Origin of the sequence: Photorhabdus heterorhabditis, from assembly GCF_018448905.1 — a bacterium.
Taxonomy (GTDB): Bacteria; Pseudomonadota; Gammaproteobacteria; order Enterobacterales; family Enterobacteriaceae; genus Photorhabdus; species Photorhabdus heterorhabditis.
This window is the reverse complement of record NZ_RCWA01000003.1, coordinates 110,997-132,079: the sequence shown is the minus strand read 5'-3', so window position 1 is coordinate 132,079 and position 21,083 is coordinate 110,997. Positions and strand designations below refer to the sequence as shown.

Below are 21,083 nucleotides of genomic sequence, written 5' to 3'. Positions count from 1 at the left end.
ACCTTTTAAATGTTTTGCCAGTTGATTAATAGAGGGCGATCTAGCCAAGGCAGTTTGGCGATATTTAATGGCCATGGCCAGTCGTTTAACAGTGCATCGAATGGTTGAGGTTGCACCGTGATTTTGATTTCCTGTTCATCTATTCGTAATTCTCCCGGGCGTTGTAAAAATAATTGGCGAACATCATTGTGGCTTAATTTTTTCCAGGCAGGAAGTTGGCTGATAACCCCATCCAGCCATTGTTCTGTTGCCAACTGCTTTTCTGGTTCAATGGGCGTTGATTCAATATTCTCATCAACCATGAGTCCACATAAAATATGATTTAATCCCTTACGTTCTATTGGTGCCTTTTCGGTTCCCCAAATTAGATAATCAAGGAGGGCTACGGCACTGAATTGAGCTTGACGATGGATAAATTTTTGCTTTTCGAGTAGACCGAGTTGATTAAACAGAACAGGTAATATCGGCCATAAAACTAATATTCCAGCATGACTCACTTGATGTGGAAGGGCTTGTTCAGGTAATAAAGTCGGTTCAGAGAGTTGCGTGTCATCAGTTCTATGTTGGTCGTGGTTATTTTCTCCTGTTGTAATAAAGTATTCCGACAGATATTGGTATTCTTCAACCGATAGATGTTTTTTACAATTTTGTGAAACGGGTGCTGTTTGCCAGAGTAGTTTTAACCAGTTATTTAATGTGGAATTACGGGTTGCAGCCTGGCGAAATAACGCAATAATAGAGGCTATATTAATCGTACCGTTATTAAGTTCAGTCGTGATACGTGAGATAATTTTCGTATCGGGTTTAGGCATTTCCTGTGTATTATACCGCTGGATATATTCCAGTGCATTAAGTATCAATTGTTCGGAGGAGACAAGCTCCTCCTGATGTTGTGATTTGTTTACCCTTTTGGATAATCTGCGGTTAATGGCGATTAATAAGGCTGGTTGTCTGATAGCTAAAAGCCGTTGTAGACCCTGTTCAGATAAACAGCCTTTCGCTAATAATAATGCTGATTTGTTCTCTATCTGCATTAATTGGTTGATTAATGGCTTAATCTTGATATTGCTATTCTTATTATCGGTTATTACCTCCATTGGATTGATTGGCGGATCTTTTTGATATAAGAAATGAATGAAATTCTCTGCATCAATTAAATGATTGTCACTGGATAAAGAGGTGTTATCGGTCAATTTATTGGATATTGGCTTATTCAGCAGAATTTCTTCCTGATGGTTATTTGTCTGATATTGGCTAAGTGCTTTATTTAGCTCAACTCTGAGGCGAGCATAGAATAATGAATTAAAGTTATGTAAGTTTATTTCTCCCAAATTTAGAGTTAGTTCTTCTAAATGTATATTCTGATCAATGTTATGTTGGTTAAAACATGAGTTGATTAGTCCATTTATATTGATTTTATTGAGCATAGAGTTATGCAATATTTTTTTAGCTATCTGAGCGTTATTAGTTTCAATAGTAATGACAATCCGATTTAACAGATTTGTCTTCATGACCATATTAGTATTTCCCTTTTGATTGATAATTATGCTGATTGTGAATGAATCTGCATGTAAAATACGTTATTATTAATTTGTCCGTATTTTATAGAAATTATTATATTTTCATTATGTATCTCATATAATGTATATATATTGTTCCACTAGCAACTCCAAGGGGAAATCCCCGAGAACTACTATACCGACTATTGCTCCCTGAAATAAAGAAAAGACTGTAATCATTATCATTATATCTATTTAAATTAGGAGTGCTATTATTCCCATCACACCATGCCCAACCAGAGGGTGGATTATTGTCATCACTATAAAATGGCACGATTGTTCCTTTAGGAATAATTAAATTAGCGAGTGTTGATGCGATTGCATTTATATCAACATATAGTCTTCCACCTGCATCGTCACATTTCAAGCCATTGCCGAGATAAATACCCAATCCTTTATCAGTTATCATTATACCCGTAGTGGTGTCTGGGATTATACTCACACCCTCTTTATTAACAGCAATACCACCATGTGTCATTTTGGCTTTTACCGATACACCACTACTATTAACATTAATACCGTCACTGGCTTTTACCGATACACCACTATTATTAACATTAATACCGTCACTGGCTTTAACTTTTACACCTTCATTAACTATTTCAATACCATCATGATTATCTACCTCCAGTTTTCCTTTATTAATCCACAATCCTTTACCTGTATTTACTGCTAATCCTTCAGTATCAGATAGCAGGCTTTGATCCTTAATTTTTACACTTATTCCATTCTCATTTGCCTGTAAACCACCATTAGCGTTAACTTTTACCGCCAATCCACTATCATCTTTCAGTTCTAGGGCTGAATTTGGGTTCTCGATTTGATCGGGTGCTTTGCCAACCGCCCTACGACCAATATCAGCAATATCAATTAAGTCCGCAAAATCCGTCTGTAACGGAATACTGCCTTCTTTAAAGCGATTTTTTAATTCATCTATTTTAATATTAATTTTCAAATCTTTTTCTGTGCTCATGTTTATCACCTTATATTATAAGTGGGGTATTGTTCTATTCAATCATAGCAGGAAAAGGGCTATGGTGGTTGGAGGTGATCCAAAATTCATCATCTTCTTTGTTGATGGTTAACCTTAATAGTAATAAAAATCCGATTTAATAAATTTGTCCCAGAAACCATGTTAATATTCTCTTTGCGATTAATGGATGATTTAAATTTTCAGTTTTTTGTCAGTGTTAAATTTTCATAATAAAAGCAAGAATATAATAAGGAACTGTTATCCTGCTATTATGGGAATGCTTGCCAGTGTTCTTCAAATCAATATCATGATTATGCATCTCTTGACTATTTTGACTCACAGTTCCTGTGGAGCCGATGACGCCACTTGAATGATATTGGAATGTATCTCTGGTATTATTTGCTGTTGGTACAGCCCAAAAATTTTCTGACTTTTGGATTTCATGATATCCATATTGATTATTTTTTTGTGTGTCTATAACTATTCCACTAAGATGGTTGTGGTTAGGTATTTGATTAATAGATAGAGAGCTACCAGTTGTTTTTCCATTAATATTTAGCGTAGCTTCATCAGAGCTAAAACTAAATGATTTGCTATTTTTAATTCCTGAATGTGTAATATTACTTTTACCATTAATGTCATCGAAATCCCCACCTAGAATAAATCGATCGATTAAATTTGGGGTACCATTATCACCATCACACAATGCCCAACCTGTAGGAACACTACTACCAGAAAACATCACAATCATTCCTTTGGGAAGTACTCTATTTGGATCAATGTTGACACCGTTTGAATCAATGGTTATACCGTTGCCAGCTTTAACTACTAATCTACCATGGCTATCCAGTCTTAGTGCTGAATTCGGGTTATCGGTTTGATCGGGTGCTTTGCCAACCGCTCGGCGACCAATATCAGCAATATCAATTAAGTCCACAAAATCTGTCTGTAACGGAATACTGCCTTCTTTAAAACGATTCTTTAAGTCATCCACTTTAATATTATTTGTCAAATTTTTTTCTGCGCTCATGTTTATCACCTTATGTTATAGGTAATGTATAGTCACTCTATTTTAGATATTTTGTAACTATTACGGTGCAATGAATATAGATATTTTATATAGAGGAATCAGATATAAAGTAAATTAATGTTTTTTACAATAATGTTATGTTGATTTATCTATTGATTTAAAATAACTGTTGGGGTTTCATTAGAGTCGCCAGTATTTACTGGAATTTCATTAGAGCCGTCAGTATTTAATTGAATATGTTCTCCAGTATAAGGAACATATAATAACTGATTGTTTTTTATTGCTTCTTCATGCCATTTATTTTCATGTTGACCAATTGCCTCAATACGTTGTTGTGCAGTGGCAATTCGCATACTACCAATACCTGTTAATTCTGAAGGTAGACGTCCTAGGGTTAACGTTTCTAAAATTTTGTATGCCTCATCTCCTAAAGGGGCTCCATTGTTTTGCCAACGTTTATAAGTGCTGGCAAAATTCACGAAATGTTCTGGTGACAACCAGTGAATAATCATAGAAATATGAGCAGGAAATTCAGCTAAAATCTCGGTTTTTATCCAAGATTCCAGTTTGTAAGGATCAACATTGTCATTCTCAATTAATTGGCGATTAATCACTACACTGACAACAAATGAAAAGCGATCGGTATGGGTATATTCTTCGCCGGAGAAATACCAACGATAACGCCATGCTTCTGCTTTTAATGGGAAATTATTTTGTTGACTTTTACATTTTTTAAGTTTCATCTGTCCTTTAATGCGATCAAATTCTTTTACGTAAGCTTTAAGTACATAATCAGATGGAGACTCAGAACGTTCAAGCATTTCCATAGATGGATGAGACGGCTTATATGGTGAAATTACATATTTTAATGTGATTTCGTCATTTTCTTTGATCATAGCAGGAAAAGGGCTATGAGGGCTGGAGGTGATCCAGAGTTCATCGTCTTCTTTATTCTTTTGATGTGTTTCATCGGCATAAACCAGTTGATAATCCATATCTTCCAACCATATCGTGCTATCGCTCCAGCGCAAATTACCTTGATCAAATGCGGTCTGCACTCTTTTCAGATTGTGTTCCAGAGCAGCACTATTACGGATGTTGAGAGAGAATGATTCTCCTTCAATGTCGATAATCATTTGGCCTCGCAATGTAAATCTTCTATCACCTTCAATAATAATCAGGTTAATCACTTGACCATGTAGTAATTGGCCTGTTGTATTTGGTTGTGTAATGATTAAGAGATGATGACGAGAATTGGGGTCATTTTTAATTTCCAGTTGACTTGGTGTCTGTTCACTGTCGAATTGCTTATTAGGTTTTACTGGTAAAAGTTGGCGATGTTCAATTAAATAAAAAGGGAGTTTATTTAGCTCTGGTTTTTCTTTGAAACACTCTTCTCCCAAGCCAAGACGAGCAGCAATACGTTTTTGCAGTGCTGATACTTTATCAATACGAATATTATTACGATGATAGGCTAGGTCGGGTTGTTGAGCCAAATAGCCACGTTGAGTAGCCAGAAAATCTAATGCGTTTAATGTGAGTGGTCTGGCTGCACGATGAGTACCAAAATATCCTAACAGATAATCAAGAATAGCCAGTTCCTTAATATAGTTTTGATTTTTGATTTTTCCTTTATTGTAAATTTTAACGTCATTATCAAGTTTTTCTTGCAAATCAGATTCTATATTCTGATGGGTTTTTTGATTGACCGTATTAGCTTTAAAAGGCGGCTGAATACCATATACACTATTTCCCCGTAGCTTAAATGCTAATAGTTTTGGTAACAGAGCAAGTTCAGCACAACCATTAGCTAGCGTTTGCTCAAAAGGTAGCATAAATTGCTGCAATTGTACTTGTTGAGGGGTATCTGCATTGGTTTGTAATCCATAGCAGGCAGGTAATTTATTACTTATCGGGTAGTAATCCAGGACTTTACGATGTCTCCCTTGATGTAATAATTCCGGCGTAGTGTTAATCAGAGGATCTAAAATTATTTTTTCTTCTATCTGTGATTTAGTAACGGGAGTTTTAATCCCACCTTTTGCAGTAATGGTGAGCGGATTGTTTCCTGATACGGTAATCGAGGCTAATGGATCTTCTCCCCACAGCCTGGGATAATATTCTTTAGCTATTTTCCAAGACCAATTATCATTCGGTAACGGAGAAATAATGCGAGTATCATACTTACTTAACTCCAGACGGGTTACACTTTGAACGCCTTTAATCGTCAATAATCGGTTAACCAGAGGACTTAAGTTTAATACCGTAGAGTTGTTGTAATCTTTGATCGGAGGTAATTCGGGTATCCAGCCATGATGCAAATAAGGCCCATTAAAAATTTCTTCATTACTGAAACCCATTTCTTTCATTGCTTGGGTGGTATAACGTTGCGGTTTTTCAAGAATTATTTGTTCCGCCATCATATAAGCTTTAGCGAATATATCAGCAATATCTTTGGCATCATCGTCAAGTTGAATATCAATCTTCAATGGCAGCTCAATAGGTTTTAGCCAAATAATCTTGCTGACCAATTCCCCTAAATTTCGGTTATCTTTTAAAAAAGTTTTGAGCCTTTTTTCAGCTAGGGTATTGTCGATTTGCGTTTTCCTACTGGGAAGTAAGTAGAGCCAATAGTTTCCTCTTAATGTTAATTGTTCGCCGTTTGGGGTTTTCGCGAAACTATATTCACGTTTTCCTTTGTTATACCAGTATTCATAGCGTTCATTTTCAGGTTCACGAATGAGCTGTACATCATTAAAGAAAAAATAACTATTAGTGGTGTTGTCGCTATGTAAGTCCAGTAAAGCTTTGCGATAATCCTCTGCGGTAATCGGGTCACAAGTCAGTATTTTTTGTGGTCCAAATTCCTCAGGAAAAATACCGTCATCGGATGCCTGTCTTTCTTGCTTAGGTGTAAGAAGATCTTTCAGGGGTAATGAATGGCGGTAAGCTAAATCAGAGGCACCATAACAACAAGCTTCCAGTAAGGTAATACCGGGATCATTTTCGCCCATATCACTCCAGAGCTTTCCAGATTGTTGTTTAATAACGGTCTTTGCCTGAGCAAGTAAAGTATCAAAGGTAATATCGTCTTTAATAATGGGAAATAACATATCTCGATTATTCATTTGTTAACTCCTTCGTTTAGGGGATTTTTATTACCAGGTTAAAATCAGGACTTCATTGTCATTAGCGTCAATACTTTCACCTATGTCACTAGTGGACTTATTGTTTTTTTGCAGAGTTAAGCTAGCAACTCGCTCAACCCAAGGTGATTGTTGAATTGTGGCTAATAACTGGTAGTAGTCAATGCGATTACCTGGCGTTACGCCGATAGCAATATTTTCTCCCCACGGCATGTAGATTCGACTTAATTCCTGTTGTAATTGATGGTAGCCATAATCGGCGTTAACGTCTGACGCAAACTCCAGCTGATAGTTGATCTTCACGTCAACGTATGTGGGATTTTTAATTTCAATAGTTGTCCAGAGGCTGCTTAATTGATCTAACCATTCAACCATTTCAGTTAATCGGGCTTGGTTCAATTCTGGGCGGAGTGAATCATTATTATCTTTGTAGCGATTATCAGGGATAACGATTAATTGGCGATTTTCTGGCGCGGGTATTTTGGTTAATTCATTGGTAGAAGGGTATTTGACATCAAATATGCTGACAAATCGCTCTTTTAATAAGGTGACAATATCTCCCCAATTCAATGCTCGGTTACGATGGGACAGCCGGGTGGGAACCCGTTTCAGGAAGGTTTGCTCGTCTTCTTTCAGACGACCATTCCAGGATGTCCAAGGTTGAGTCACTTCACTGATTGCAACGGATGAGTTTACTGGTTGTTTAATGCTGCTGATGGCTAATCCATTGATTAAGTGAGCCGATTCAATGGTTTCTACGTTAATTAGAGTGGCGGTTATCGCGTTATATAATAGCCCTTTAATGCTTGGATAATTAGGCGGTTTTTTACCAGATACCTTTGATATCATCTCAGCTTTTAGCCAATATTTATCTGTTGGCATTAGAGAGGTTTGATTTGAAGCATCATGGGGTAACAAAGTACTCCAGGTTCCTCGGTCAAACAGGTTGCGAGTTTTATCGTCAATCAACTTATCCAGTGAACACCAGCTGTTGTTTTTATTGAGGTAAAACCAGGATAAAGGGAGTTTTTCAGAACCTTCTAACTGCCAGTACAGGGATAAAGTTTGTCTTGGTAATATATCAGTAAAACCTAAATAGAATGCGTCGTCGGTTAGTGATGTTATATCTTTTCCTGCTTTGTCCCAGCCAAAAGGTGTTAGGGGATAAACGGAATATTGGTCGGTTTTAACTTTTGCTTTGAATTCAATTTTCAATGAGCTGATCTGAGGAATATAGGGGGGATTTTTATCCAGAGGATTTTTCTGATACTGAGAATGCATAAAATCCTGTTCAGCTAGTTCTACACGAATAAACGCTGGCCAGTCATTTGGGGATTGACTATCTGCAATAGGATAATCCATTGCTGGCACAGAAAAATTCAGGCTTTTTCCTTGTGGTTTATCCGTATCATCAAATAATGGTTGAGGCTCAGTATTTTCTAGTTTGGTTTCTTTCTTAGGTGTGACTAAATACCCCATTACTTTGAATGCACTATTATTATTGGGTTGAGTCTCATACCCTTTATACCAATCTTTAAAACTTTTTGTTGGCAATCCCACCCATTGTGGGGTGATAGTGAGTGTTGCGTTTTTAACATGATACCATTCAGGGGAAATCAGATTAAAACCGGAACCTAGTGTCGGTGATTGCCCAAAAGGAAAACTAGTCGTACCTACGTTTTCAATACCGCTATCAGAGGCATAGCGCACATTACTGCTGCCGTTAATGCTAATTTCAATATCAGTAATCTTGGGTAGTATAGGCCCCTGAGTGGTGCCCAGCTTTAATACGGGTACATTAAACTCCATATTATCTAATTCATCAGGGGGGCTGATGGGTCCATCATTAGCTGATAAGCTTAAGGTGAGTTTAAGGTCGGTTTCTTTTTCTACGAATAGTGAAAGCCAATGTTTTCCAGAGCTGATCTGAGCAGTAATGTTGTTAGGATCACCCGTCCACTCACTTGCTAGAGTTACCTCGATACTACGTACTCCTTTCGACATAGCAAATAAAGAGGAGGTAATCAGATAACCGGACAAGACCGAGTTATCTTCGGAAAAGGGGCTAAAAAGCTTAATACCGTTTTCAGGTAATTCAATATTGTCTGAGTCGCTTAACAGTATTGCTGATTTCCAGCCACCGTTATCTTTCCGACACCAACGCAGATCGGTTAGTTTCCCTTGGTTCGCTAATAGATCGGTATCTGATGCATATTGTAATGGGTTTCCAGCGCTATCCTGCCCGGCATCAAACAAGGTTCCTTTAGGAATAAGATGTTCTGCATTATCTGTATTTAAGGTAATGCCTAAAGCAACGCTATCTGCTTGAGCATTTCTTGGTTTTAGTCCCAATAATTCCCGGTAATAAAGATCACGATGTCGTGCCGGAAAAGTATTAAATAATATTTTGGAGGTTTCTAAGAGTTTTAAAAAGGCTAAAACAAAAGCTTGATGGGCCGGTAAATGACCATTTGTTTTATTAACGTTTTGGTAAAGATCGGCTAATTTCTCAGGGCTATTTTCCTGAATAAAATAGAAACTATCCCAGAATTTTTCTTGCTCTTGAGCGAAAGGGATGTTTTTAGCATATTCTTGTAGCCAGTTTAAAATATCCAGCGTACTTCTTTCATCAAGTTTAAAATCTGTCTCTGGTACGATAGCGGCGAGTTTATTTTTTAATTCGGTGAGTCCCATATTATACCACCTGTTATTTAAATATATTGCTGATAGCTATTGAGCAATAGGATCGTTATTTAATAATGAGTTTTTAGAGGTTATTTATCCTGCGTTAACGCTATATTGACTGGCAATAAAACGGCCTTTTCCCATACTAGGTGTTGTGATATCTGGTCCGGTTGACGGATTACTCGCTGGTTGTGATGGGGTAAAACGGGCGGTAAATTGCTGCCCGACAACTATCACTGTGGCAGGGCTACGGCAAAAGTTTACTTGTTGACTGGCATCCAATTGCGCAATGGTGACCATCCCTAGGCCGGGTATCGGGTGGCTTGGGGTAATGTATTGGGCTTGAAGTTGTACCTTTTTTTCATCCCCCACAATGGCGATCTTTTTGCCCTGGATTTGCGCGTGTCCGCTGCCGCTGATGGTTGCTAGTCCCAAAATGGTGACCTGACGGTTGCCGAAGAATGGCTCGAATAGCAGGCTGTCGCCATCAATAATGAGTTGTTTACTCATAGATTCACCTTTGCCTGACCTTCGTTGATCTCAAGAACCCCTTTAAGCTGTTGACTGATTTGGCTGCCTCTCAGGGCATAGGTCACTTGAATATGTAAGGTATTCGGTGAATCTGTTTTCTGAGTTACCTGAATATCGGTGATTTCTGCGCGGGGTTCATAGCGCAATATGCGTTCTTCAATGCGGGTTTGAATCTCCGATAATAATTCATCACTGATATTTTCAAACATATAATCATTCAGACCACAGCCATAATCCTCACGCATAATCCGTTCACCGGGTTCAGTTAAAAAAAGGATTTTAATACTTTGGCGAACGTTTTCGGCTCCTTTTTCCATTGCTACTCCATTATCAAGAGAAAACTGTGGCGGAAATTTCCAGCCGCAACCATAAATATCAGCTAATATTTTGCTTGTCATTTCAATACCTCATTACTGTGTTAAGTTGATTTTCGTACCTTTAATATTGAGATTTTTCGTTGAATTGAGCGTAATATCTTTATCCTGTTGCAGAGAAACTTTATTTTCTCCGCTATTAAGGGCCACTGTGTTTTCTTTATTATCGAATATTAATGACTGTTGTTTATCTCCTTGCTTGATAACTAAAGTTTTCACCGGATTTTTTTCGCTGGGTTCTAACGGCGGTTTATTTTTCGGATTATGCATGGAACCTAATATCACTGGAAAACGGGGATCACATTCAAAGAATCCGATAATCACTTCATCTCCCGGTTCTGGATAAAAGCAAAATCCACTTTCATGACTGGCATAAGGTTTACCTAACCGGGCAAAAAGGACACCTTGGGTCAGGTTTAATGCCGGTATTCTGACCGGGATGCGCCCCAGCGATTGGCTGTCTTGTTGGTATTTTTCCACGATACCGATATGTAACTCTTTCACCTGTGGCACTGGGGCGGCCACATCTGGCAACATGCCTAAGGTTAATCGGGTACGCCAGCCTTGCCGCTGGTTAATTATCTGATTTACACCGGTGATGATCCCTTGACCATCTATTCCTTGACCAAAGCCATTTAACGCCAGAACATCCCCTGGTTGATAATGGTGATTGCCTTCGATCTCAAAACTACCAGATATATTATGACTGCGTAGATTATCCATAATGCCTTGAGCAAGATGTTTGGCTTGTTCATTATCCAATGGATAGCTGTAAGCCCATTGCCACTCTTTATCGGCCAGTGCGGCGATACTGTCCACCGCCAATCTATTACCGCCAAGCCTGCTGTTTTGAGTATTGATTGCTTGAGAAAGCTTTTGTTGAGCAATATCCCAGGCACGGACACTCACTGTCTTAGGGCTGTATTGGTTATTCCATTGGAGATCCGCTTCAAATAGCACAATATCTTGAATACGACTGGCATGTCGATGAAGGGTATGTACCGTTGATTGATTTAGGGCCTTGGGGGTTATCAAGGTCACTGACTCATTGCCGGGCAGCAGCCAGGTGTTAGTGGCAGTCAATCGGCTTTTTAGAAATGCCCAATCATTACAACGAAATTGCACCATTTGTTCATGAACGGTTTTGAGTTGAGGGGCCTGCTTTATCGTTGTTTGGATACCATTCTGATTGAAGAGTTTTTTGATAATTGCCTCATCACTCTGTTTATTGAATAGCTGTGAGTGAAAGCTATGGGTTAATTTTTGCAGGTGATGTTTTGCCGTCAGGGTAATGATGCTGTCCTGACCTTTAAGCCCCAATGTCTGCCGAACGATGATTCCCTTAAACAACACGGTTTTTTGCATTTGTACGATAATTTCATGGTTCGGGCGGCAGCTTGCCAATTCAGCCTGTGTCTTGGTGTCAAAAATAGGGTTGGCATCACCGGCGATACCCAGAGTGATGTTGGCCGAAGGGATACCGTTGATGTGATGGTTGGTTGTCAAGCTGATTACGGTAAATTGATTGAGGGTTTTACCCCCTATTTTGAGGGTTACTGTGGGTATTTTCATGTATCCCCCCGAGCTTGTAGGGTTTGTCCGGGGGTAAAGTCATCAAGATTATCCAGACTGTTTTGCCAGGCCAGCGAGAGATAATCGATACCACCGGCCAGCGAAGCTCCAGCACCTAAGGCGATCAAGGGTAGGGAAAGCATATCGGTTACGCTAACCGCAGTAGCCGGAGGCGATTTTAACTGTCGCTCGGTAGCTTGAATAACAAAACTCTCGTCTGCCACCAGGGATAAGGTCGCATTGGCGCGCAGTGGTGTGGCATCCCGGTCAAACAAAGTATAGTTGACGGCCAGACTACTGGCTCGGCAAGCGAAATAACCTTTGTTTTCCCAGCGCATTTTACCCCATTTAATTTTAAGGAAGTGGGGTACTTTGGTGCTGGCATCCACCGCACACAGGGATTTCAGGGTTGCAAGCTGTGTTTCTATGGGTGTGTTATTGCCGGGCATTGAGGCATCAAACAGCAGGACCAAGGATAATCCAGCAGGCTGAGATAATACATAACGGCTGCTTTGGCTGGTACGATTAACACTTTCATCCTGTTGGTAACGGGTTTGGTAATCAAGCTGGATCGTATCGGGGTTATACATGGCCTGTAAGCTACCCACGGAGACTTTTCCTTCCCGGTCTTTGAAGGCGGAAAGGGTGAGTCTGGATAAACCGCGTTCAATTAAACTCATAATCACCTCCTGTTTCACGTAATGCCTCTAATACCTCCCGTTTCACCATCTCAATCAAACGGGTGTTATCCAGTTTTTCCTGAGCTAATGTTGGTGGGGAGAGTTGATCACTCGTCGGATCGGTGACTTTTGCCTGAATAATCAGTTCCTTAATTTCAACAGTCATGCTTTTACTCCTAACCAGCGCATATCCTGATAACGTAATTCCAGAGAGTTCACCAGTACGGTGTTGCTATTAGCATCAAAGTCGCTGGTGGACCAACGAACGGGGAGTGCGTTACTGACCGTCCAGCTCGCCACGGGTAACGTGTTTTCGTTCAGTAGCATGATGACGACATCGGCATACACCGCTTTCTCACCACGCAGTACGCGATCAAATATCAAAGTGAGGGGCGTAATGGTCATGACACCACGCTCCAGCACCAGGCTGCCATGTTGGATCTTTTCGGTTAGCCAGACGTTTCTGGCATTTTCTCCGCCCTGGCTGTGTTGGGTGGTTTGCATCTCTCGGCTCAGGCCCGATATGCGCTGAAAAGCGATATCAAGTGGGCTGGGAATATTGTTAAACAGAAAACTGGCGATAAAACGGTGTGATACTGACGGGGTGTATAGGTTGTGCATGTTTTTCCCCTGTTTAGATTAGCTAGGTACGGTATTGTTATGGATATCAAATGTCAGACTTAACTCAATAAACTCTGCTGGAATTAACAGGGCCAGCCTGATTTTCATGATCATCTTTCCGGCCAAAATATCCGCTTCATTCATTGATTCATTAACACCCAGTAACACCTCAAATGCCTGATTTTCCTCAGTGCCTCGCAATCCACCTTTTAACCATAATTGACGTAACCAGTTGTGGGCTTGACCTTTAAATTTCATCCAGGTAATGGCGTTATTGGGTTCAAAGACAAAGGCTCGGCCCAGTTGGGTCATGTGGGTTTCGACATAGGAAACCAGACGGCGAATTTGGATATAGCGCCAGGGGGAACCTGACATGTTGTCCAGCGTGCGGCAACCCCAGATTTTAATACCTTTGCCCGGGAAGCTGCGAACCAGATTCAACGAAGTGCTTTCTTGATTAAGATTAAGGAGAGTCCCCGCTTCAAGGTAAGAACGTACCGGGCTGATCACTTTAGCTAAAGCGACATTGGCGGGAGCAGTCCATACGCCTTTCTGGTTGTCATTGCGTTGTATAACAGCGGCGACCGCAGCGGTAGGCGAAAGTACAATATATTCCCCCTTTTTTTGGTAAGTGCTTTTTAGCCCCGGCCAGTATACGGCACCCCATTGGCGATCACTTGAAGAAAGATCAGCCAGACAATCAGCGGCTAATGTTGGATCGTCCGGGGCGTCCAGTAATCCCATAATGCCGCGTCGGCTTTTGCAAAGGTCGAGAACTGATTGCCAGAATTGTAGCCAAAGGGCTTTTTGAGCGTTGGTATCATTAAAACGAGTGATATCAGGTGTGACAATCAGCGTAATTTCACTTTCTGCGGAAATCGCTTGTTTCACCCACTCTTGTTGTAGGGCAGTAATTAATGATTGAAAATCTTTTAACTGTTCATTGATCCCCAGTGACAATATATAAGCTTGCTGTCCGCCGTTTTCAAAAAAGTGGCGTACTGAATAATACGTTAATTCTGATTCACCGAAAGTTTGGGTAAAGTCCATCAGGCTATTTAGTTTTACAGCCGTTTTATGGCTTGAATTTTTTTCGGTATAGCCAATAAAAACGGGTATGCCGATAAATTCATTGTTTGGTTTTAGAGATATTGAATTTTCCGCTATCGTGATGCCAGGCTGTTTTATCTCCGTTATCATTATTGTTTCCTCTTATTCAACACTGGACTGAATGGACGCGGCGTTAAACCGCGCCTCAGTACGATTACTGTGCTACGTTTTGTGAAAATTGAAGGATAATAAATTCAGCCGGACGCACGGCGGCCATCCCAACTTTGACAATCATTTTGCCTTGCTTGATATCGTCATCGGTCATGGTGATATCTTTACCAATCTGGACAAAATAGGCTTCTTGCGGTTTATTTCCCGCGAGTGCACCTTGTTGCCAAAGTTGATAGAGGTAGTTGTCAATGGCTGTTTGTACCCGTTTCCAGGTTGGCTGGCTATTAGGTTCAAAGACGGCAAATTGCATTGCCTTTTTGATATCCCGTTCCGCTGCATTAAATAAACGTCGAACCGGGATGTAACGCCAATTGTCCGTTTGATCTAATGTGCGGGCTCCCCAAATTAGCGTGCCTTTGCCGGTAAAGGCACGGATGATATTAATACCCGCATCATTCATGGTTCCTTGAGCGGTATCTGTGATTGCTACAGACGGTTTAGCATTATTCAGTGCTAGGTTAGCGGGAGCTTTCCAGACACCACGGCTGGCATCAGTTGCTGCATAGGCCCCCGCAACGGCGGCACTTGGGGGTAAGGTAATTGGTGTTGTGGGTACGTTAGCCGCTTGCCATTTTTTATCGATTTCTTCCTTAGCTTTAGTATATTCATCTGATGCAGTCGCTTTCAGCGCGGCTAGCGTATTCACCTCTTTATTCCCTTTATAACCACTTAGCACAATATCCTCATCCGTTGGCTGGCTATAAGTAAAAGAGGTCTTTAAATCAGGGTAATAAACAGCGGTTTTATCCGGTTGGGTATCAGGTTTATCTGTCTCACTTTTGCCATCAGCAATCAGAAAGTAACCTACTTTTTTTTGCAACAAGGAGTTTATCGCATTGTAAACAGCCTGTTTTTTGCAGTTTACTAGCGTTTTATCCGTTTCAGCACAGAGCAGTAAAGTAATCTCCTGCTGTTTTTCAATCAGGTTTGGTAGCGTTGCTAATTCTGTTGTCACAGCCCCTGCTTCAATTGCTACCAATGGCAATAGATAACAGACACCACCGCCATTATTAAAATAGTGCTGCACAGCAAAGGCACTTAAAGACGTGGCCGTGACAGTGACAACATAGGTGTATTCAACCTTTTTGTCTTCGTCCAGTGGAACATCACCACCATTAGCTTCACTCTCATCTACATCAACCTCAGCTTCAACAATCTCAGGCTCAACCTTAGCTTCAGGCTCAGCCTTTACTGACACTACAGGCGAAAATGAAAACTGTGAGGTAAAATCCAACCAATTGGTGATTTTAATACAGCTACCCGGTTTTATCGGGTTTCCATCTTTTCTGAAAAACTTACCAATAAAAACGGGAATAGATGTTGGGCTGGAGTTAATTGATAGTGATAGTGAGGCATCTTCATCAATATAGACGCCCGGCGTGGCATAGGTTGCAGAAGTCATAGGTTTTCCTTAGGTAAGTAAATGTGCGGTTGACCTGAATCAGTTACCGGCCTCATTAAGACTGGGCAACATCTTGGGTGAATTGCAGAATAATAAATTCAGCTGGACGAACCGCCGCCATACCCACTTTGACAATCATTCTGCCCTGTTTGATATCGTCTTCGGTCATGGTGGTGCCTTTACCGATTTGAACAAAGTAAGCCTGTTCAGCTTTGTTGCCTGCCAGTCCTCCTTGTTGCCAGAGGGCATAGAGATAGTTATCGATAGCACGATGTACGGCTTTCCAGGTGGGTTGGCTGTTAGGTTCAAAGACCGCGAAACTCATGGCATTTTTGATATCCCTTTCTGCACTGTTAAACAGGCGGCGAACCGGGATATAACGCCAGTTATTGCTATCCTCAAGTGTGCGGGCGCCCCAGATGGTGACACCGGTATTTGGAAATTCACGGATCATATTGATGGCTTTACCGGTGTTATAGGTACCTTGCAAATCATCAGTGACTTTAAATTTCGGTTTCACCCCACCTTGTAATATGACGTTTGCGGGAGCTTTCCAGACACCGCGGGTACGGTCAACTGAACAATAGATACCGGCAATGGCCGCGCTTGGCGGGATATGGATATTCGTCCAATCAGCCGTTAGCCAAGGGTAATAAACTGCGGCAAAAGGGCTTGAATCATAATTAGTTCCGGGTTGGCTATCAGATTTTAACTCTTCGGTTGGACCGTCCAGAATGGCGAATAATCCTTTGCCCGATTGGCAAAGTGTAGTCACAGCGCTTTTGATATCTTCTCCAGCAGCAACCAGTAATGTGACATCGTCAAGTTTTGGAACTTGTGCTTCTAAGTTTTGGGTTTTCACGAGATAACCATATCCACCGCCATTAATAAAATAGGCACGCAGTGAAATATCAAGTTTTTCGTTAGAATTAAATGGCCCGCCTTTTAGTGTCAAATATTCCAACCAACTGTTAATTCGGATAAAAGGTTTTTGTGGTATTAATGGATGACCATTTGCAACTGCAAAAACAGGTACTGCCGTTGCACTGGAACGAATGGAGAGTGACAGTGAAGCGTCTTCTTCAATATAAACGCCAGGATAAGTTGTTGTTGTTGGCATATTGCCTCCAATTATTAAGCGATATGTTGAGTAAACTACAGGATGATGAATTCAGCTAGACAGGTGGCAATTATCCAATTTTTGATAATTATTTTGTCTTGACTGATATCGTCATCAGCTATTTTGGCTTGGCACTTTAAGCTGCCTGAATGGTTACTCGATCTGCGGTAAGCTTTATTTCTTGAACCGCAATATCATTGCTGGTGGCATCAAAAGAAGGGGAAGTTAATGAAGTTGGGAACGCATTTGCTACGCTCCAGGTCATTAAAATCTCGGTACCGGCTTCATTGGTCAGGTTAATGGCAACGTCTTTTTTCTCAACCTGATTAAGCTGAATGGAATTAAGCCAGTCAAAAAGTTTAGTATCCCCAGGGAATACGCCTTTACGTAGCGTAATATTGATTAACTGACGTTGACCCGGCATTTTATAGTAATTACCGGTACCATCTTTGTATTCTATTACGTCATACGTAATATCCAGTCCCGAAACACTGTTGAAAGGGATTTGTTCATCACCAACGGAGACAACAAATCGATAAGTAGGAATAGGATAGTCAACAGCGATTTGATCTGTAGTTGTGGTCATAATTATTTCCTTTATTTTTCATTTATACCCGTTATCTTTCAAATTGCCTCTTTGTTGGCTGCACTCACTCACCCCGGTCACAGAGTTATCTCTGCTCCCGGGGATTCGCTCTCTTGCCGCCGCGATGCATCTTGAAATCCATAGGGTATATATTGCGAATTAAAAGCGATTATTGTTTTGTTTTTATTAGCACTGAGCTATAGACAATAGCTACCGCACTAACCTGTTTTGCCTTGGTTACTCTTTATACCCTTCATCTTTCAAGCTGCTGCTTTGTTGGCGGCGTTCACTTGCCGCCGCACTGCAATTTGAAATCTATTGGGTATAGAAACGTTACTCGGTGAATTTGAGATCACAGTGATGATCACGTTGGATTATAGTCAACTCGTATTAATTTCAAATATCAATTATTAATATTTAAAATTATCAATCAATAAAATCATTGCGATATAAATCATTTTGCAATCACATTGTTATATTTTTCTATGAAAGGATGAATAAATAGTGTGTTATAAGTTTTGATATATAAATGATGACGAGTTTCAGTAAAGAGATTTATTAACAGAAGGTTACGTATGCTTTTTTATCAGGTTTAATATGTCAGGTTATTAAGTTTTAATAACGAAGAGTGGGGGATTTATAGTTTTCATATAATAGAGAATATTTTTAAATACAAACTACAGCGATCACGCTGTAGTTTGATATATACCTGTCATCTTTCAAGCTGCTGCTTTGTTGGCTGCGTTCTCTTGCCGTCGCGATCCATCTTGAAATCTATTGGTATAAATAGATTCAATGAGGAAAGTCAGGCAACAGGGCGAGCGACAATATTGCGGGTTTCCATTCTTACCTCTTCAATACGAACATCGATAATGTCGTTTAATCGGTAAATAGCTTCACCTTTGATAAGCACGGTACCGGTTTCTTGACTACATTGCAGTTCATCACGCACGGCATGCAGGAATGGGGCAGGTATGAAGGCAACTGCGCCGTTATCTACCAAACGGACACGTAAACCGCCACGGGTAATATCGATGACTTCTGCGGTAAATGGTTGCTCTGTTCCTGCATGTGGTTGTAGGAAACGCGCATACAACCAATCTCCGACATCACGTTCAGCCATGCGGTTCAATCGGCGGCGCTCCGCCAGTTGCAGACAAGTTTCTTCTGCTGGTTTTCCTGCATCCGTTTTTTGAATAATGGCTTTCAGTAAACGATGGTTAATCATGTCGCTGTATTTACGGATTGGGGATGTCCAGGTAGCATAAGAATCAAAACCAAGGCCAAAATGAGGACCCGGCTCAGATTTAATTTCTGCAAAAGTTTGGAAACGGCGAATACGGCTATCGAGGAATTGGGTTGGTTGTTTATCTAATTCACGACGTAACTTGCAGAAGCCATCCAGTGTCAATAATTCTTCCGCATTTGCATCAATATCGTTTTCTTTTAGTAATTCAATCACTTGTTCAATTTGGAGTGGTTCAAAACCTGTATGAACATTGTAGATACCGAAACCAAACTTATCACATAGTATCTTTGCTGCGCATAGGTTGGCTGTGATCATGGCTTCTTCAACAATGCGGTTGGCTGCCCGACGTTGTTCTACAACGATATCCAGTACATAACCATTTTCATCAAGGACAAAACGGTAGTCAGGGCGATCTTTGAAAATAAGTGCATGCTGATGGCGCCATTGATTACGACGATCGCTCACTTCTTTCAGAAGAGTAATTTGAGTAGCAATGGACTCAGAAGAAGGTTTCCAGTTACCTTTTTCTTCCAGCCAGTCAGAAACTTCGTCGTAAACTAGCTTCGCTTTTGATTCAACCCAGGTGGAGAAAAACGCAATATCATCACCAAGTTGCCCGTCTTCGAGAATGGAAACCTGACAAACCAGTGCTGGGCGGCGAAGATTGGGGCGCAATGAACATAGATTTTCTGACAGATCGCGCGGTAACATTGGAATGTTGAAACCTGGCAGATAGTTAGTGAAAGCCCGCTGGTGGGCGATCTTATCGAGTTCGCTGTCAACGGCGATATAAGCTGTTGGGTCAGCGATAGCAATGCTGAGTTTCAGGCTACCGTCGTCTTGCTTAGCAACATGCAAAGCATCATCCATGTCTTCTGTGGTTGCACTGTCGATAGTGACAAAATCCAGAGAAGTTAAGTCTATGCGCTCAAGAGTACCATCATCCATCTGGCAATCAGCCGTCATGGTTGGAGCATTGCGTTCCAGATTATGGCGGGTGAGTGTTACCCACCATGGGGCGTAATGGTCGTTGCTTTCAGTAATGTAGCCGGTAACTTCTGCATGAAAGCCACGGCTTCCTTTTAATGGATGGTGGCGCATTTCAGCGACGGCCCAGTCACCATTCTGAAACGAATGAGTAACCTGATTGGTTGGGCGGCAAGGGATAGTATCTTTTATCAGCGGGTGGTCAGGAACGATCCACAGTCGATTGTCATTTTCTTTTTTCTGAATACGGCCAACGAAGCGATTTAGAAATGGTTCGATCAATGATTCTGGTTCAGCGATCTCTCTTTCTTTATCAGTATGAATAGCAGCGGTAATCCGATCGCCATGCATCACTTTTTTCATTTGTGGAGGAGGAATGAAATAGCTTTTTTGCCCATCGACTTCCAGAAATCCGAAACCTTTTTCGGTGCCTTTGACCAAACCTTCTACACGAAGGGTTTGGGAGTAAAGTTGCTGTTTTAGCTGCGCAAGCAGCGGGTTGTTTTGAAACATAATATCCGGAGAAAGTTGGAGGTTATTATCAGATAGTTTTGGAACAATAGTTTTACGCGAATCGGCGGTGTCGAGCAAGCAACATCTGCAAAATAGCGTAAAACAGCATGGAAATTGCGGTAAAAATTATAATAGTTACTCTGGGTAAATTTTTTCTTTAAATTCGCATAAATCTTCAATAATGCAAGAACCACAGCGAGGTTTACGGGCTATACAAGTATAACGACCATGTAAAATAAGCCAGTGATGACAATCCACTTTAAATTCAGCGGGAACAACTTGCAGTAACTTCTTTTCGACTTCATCAACGTTCTTACCGGGAGCGAAGTAGGTACGGTTACAAACCCGGAAGATATGTGTATCGACAGCAATCGTTGGCCAGCCAAAAGCGGTGTTTAATACCACATTGGCTGTTTTGCGGCCAACACCCGGTAATGCTTCTAACGCAGCGCGATCTTCAGGAACTTCGCCTGCATGTTTTTCCAGCAGGATTCGGCAGGTTTTAATGGTGTTTTCTGCTTTCGTGTTATACAGGCCGATGGTTTTTATGTACTCTTTCAGCCCATCAACACCCAGATTAAGTATTGCCTGAGGGGTGTTGGCAACGGGATAGAGCTTCGCTGTGGCTTTGTTAACACTCACATCGGTAGCCTGGGCTGAAAGCAATACTGAAATAAGCAGTTCGAATGGTGTTGTAAAAACCAACTCAGTCGTTGGTTTTGGGTTGTTATCGCGTAAGCGCGTTAAAATTTCGATACGTTTTTGGCTGTTCAT

Annotated in this window: 17 protein-coding genes; all 17 read right to left on the bottom strand. The window is 40.9% G+C overall.

The genetic code is table 11. The features are described from left to right. Nucleotides 1-5: 5 nt before the first annotated feature. The gene (locus tag EAE89_RS02975; protein WP_214085351.1) at nt 6-1,517 is read right to left on the bottom strand and encodes a contractile injection system tape measure protein; all 1,512 of its coding nucleotides are present in this window, start codon (nt 1,515-1,517) and stop codon (nt 6-8) included. Nucleotides 1,518-1,614: 97 nt separating this feature from the next. Further along, nucleotides 1,615-2,532 carry a hypothetical protein gene (locus tag EAE89_RS02970; RefSeq protein WP_214085350.1) on the bottom strand — a complete coding sequence of 306 codons (918 nt, stop codon included), beginning with the start codon at nt 2,530-2,532 and terminating at the stop codon, nt 1,615-1,617. Between the two features lie 217 nt (nt 2,533-2,749). After that, entirely contained in the window at nt 2,750-3,562 is an 813-nt protein-coding gene (locus tag EAE89_RS02965; protein ID WP_214085349.1) for a tail fiber protein, read from the bottom strand. Between the two features lie 149 nt (nt 3,563-3,711). Continuing rightward, complete coding sequence (locus EAE89_RS02960) at nt 3,712-6,690, bottom strand: hypothetical protein (protein WP_244866107.1); 2,979 nt, start codon at nt 6,688-6,690, stop codon at nt 3,712-3,714. Between the two features lie 30 nt (nt 6,691-6,720). Next, entirely contained in the window at nt 6,721-9,402 is a 2,682-nt protein-coding gene (locus tag EAE89_RS02955) for a hypothetical protein (protein ID WP_214085348.1), read from the bottom strand. Nucleotides 9,403-9,486: 84 nt separating this feature from the next. Continuing rightward, the gene (locus EAE89_RS02950; protein WP_214085347.1) at nt 9,487-9,903 is read right to left on the bottom strand and encodes a hypothetical protein; all 417 of its coding nucleotides are present in this window, start codon (nt 9,901-9,903) and stop codon (nt 9,487-9,489) included. Then, nucleotides 9,900-10,322: a GPW/gp25 family protein gene (locus EAE89_RS02945; protein ID WP_214085346.1), complete on the bottom strand. Its 423-nt coding sequence runs from the start codon at nt 10,320-10,322 to the stop codon at nt 9,900-9,902. Before EAE89_RS02945 ends, EAE89_RS02950 begins: the two co-directional genes overlap by 4 nt. A gap of 12 nt (nt 10,323-10,334) precedes the next feature. Beyond that, nucleotides 10,335-11,870: a phage baseplate assembly protein V gene (locus EAE89_RS02940; RefSeq protein ID WP_244866105.1), complete on the bottom strand. Its 1,536-nt coding sequence runs from the start codon at nt 11,868-11,870 to the stop codon at nt 10,335-10,337. After that, nucleotides 11,867-12,550: a CIS tube protein gene (locus EAE89_RS02935; protein ID WP_054475387.1), complete on the bottom strand. Its 684-nt coding sequence runs from the start codon at nt 12,548-12,550 to the stop codon at nt 11,867-11,869. The genes EAE89_RS02940 and EAE89_RS02935 overlap by 4 nt, the downstream gene beginning before the upstream one ends. Continuing rightward, on the bottom strand, nt 12,537-12,716 hold the full coding sequence (locus tag EAE89_RS02930; protein ID WP_054475389.1) for a DUF5908 family protein: 180 nt from the start codon (nt 12,714-12,716) through the stop codon (nt 12,537-12,539). The genes EAE89_RS02935 and EAE89_RS02930 overlap by 14 nt, the downstream gene beginning before the upstream one ends. Continuing rightward, the gene (locus EAE89_RS02925) at nt 12,713-13,171 is read right to left on the bottom strand and encodes a phage tail protein (protein WP_054475391.1); all 459 of its coding nucleotides are present in this window, start codon (nt 13,169-13,171) and stop codon (nt 12,713-12,715) included. Before EAE89_RS02925 ends, EAE89_RS02930 begins: the two co-directional genes overlap by 4 nt. An 18-nt stretch (nt 13,172-13,189) precedes the next feature. After that, the gene (locus tag EAE89_RS02920) at nt 13,190-14,371 is read right to left on the bottom strand and encodes a phage tail sheath family protein (RefSeq protein WP_214085345.1); all 1,182 of its coding nucleotides are present in this window, start codon (nt 14,369-14,371) and stop codon (nt 13,190-13,192) included. 64 nt (nt 14,372-14,435) lie between these two features. Continuing rightward, a complete protein-coding gene (locus tag EAE89_RS02915) occupies nt 14,436-15,854 on the bottom strand; it encodes a phage tail sheath family protein (RefSeq protein WP_214085344.1) in 1,419 nt (472 codons plus the stop codon). Between the two features lie 55 nt (nt 15,855-15,909). Next, on the bottom strand, nt 15,910-16,974 hold the full coding sequence (locus EAE89_RS02910; protein ID WP_214085343.1) for a phage tail sheath family protein: 1,065 nt from the start codon (nt 16,972-16,974) through the stop codon (nt 15,910-15,912). Between the two features lie 136 nt (nt 16,975-17,110). Continuing rightward, a complete protein-coding gene (locus tag EAE89_RS02905) occupies nt 17,111-17,560 on the bottom strand; it encodes a phage tail protein (RefSeq protein ID WP_214085342.1) in 450 nt (149 codons plus the stop codon). Nucleotides 17,561-18,365: 805 nt separating this feature from the next. After that, nucleotides 18,366-20,309: an exoribonuclease II gene (locus EAE89_RS02900; RefSeq protein WP_054475400.1), complete on the bottom strand. Its 1,944-nt coding sequence runs from the start codon at nt 20,307-20,309 to the stop codon at nt 18,366-18,368. A 135-nt stretch (nt 20,310-20,444) separates the two neighbouring features. Continuing rightward, the gene (gene nth / locus EAE89_RS02895; RefSeq protein ID WP_054475403.1) at nt 20,445-21,083 is read right to left on the bottom strand and encodes an endonuclease III; all 639 of its coding nucleotides are present in this window, start codon (nt 21,081-21,083) and stop codon (nt 20,445-20,447) included.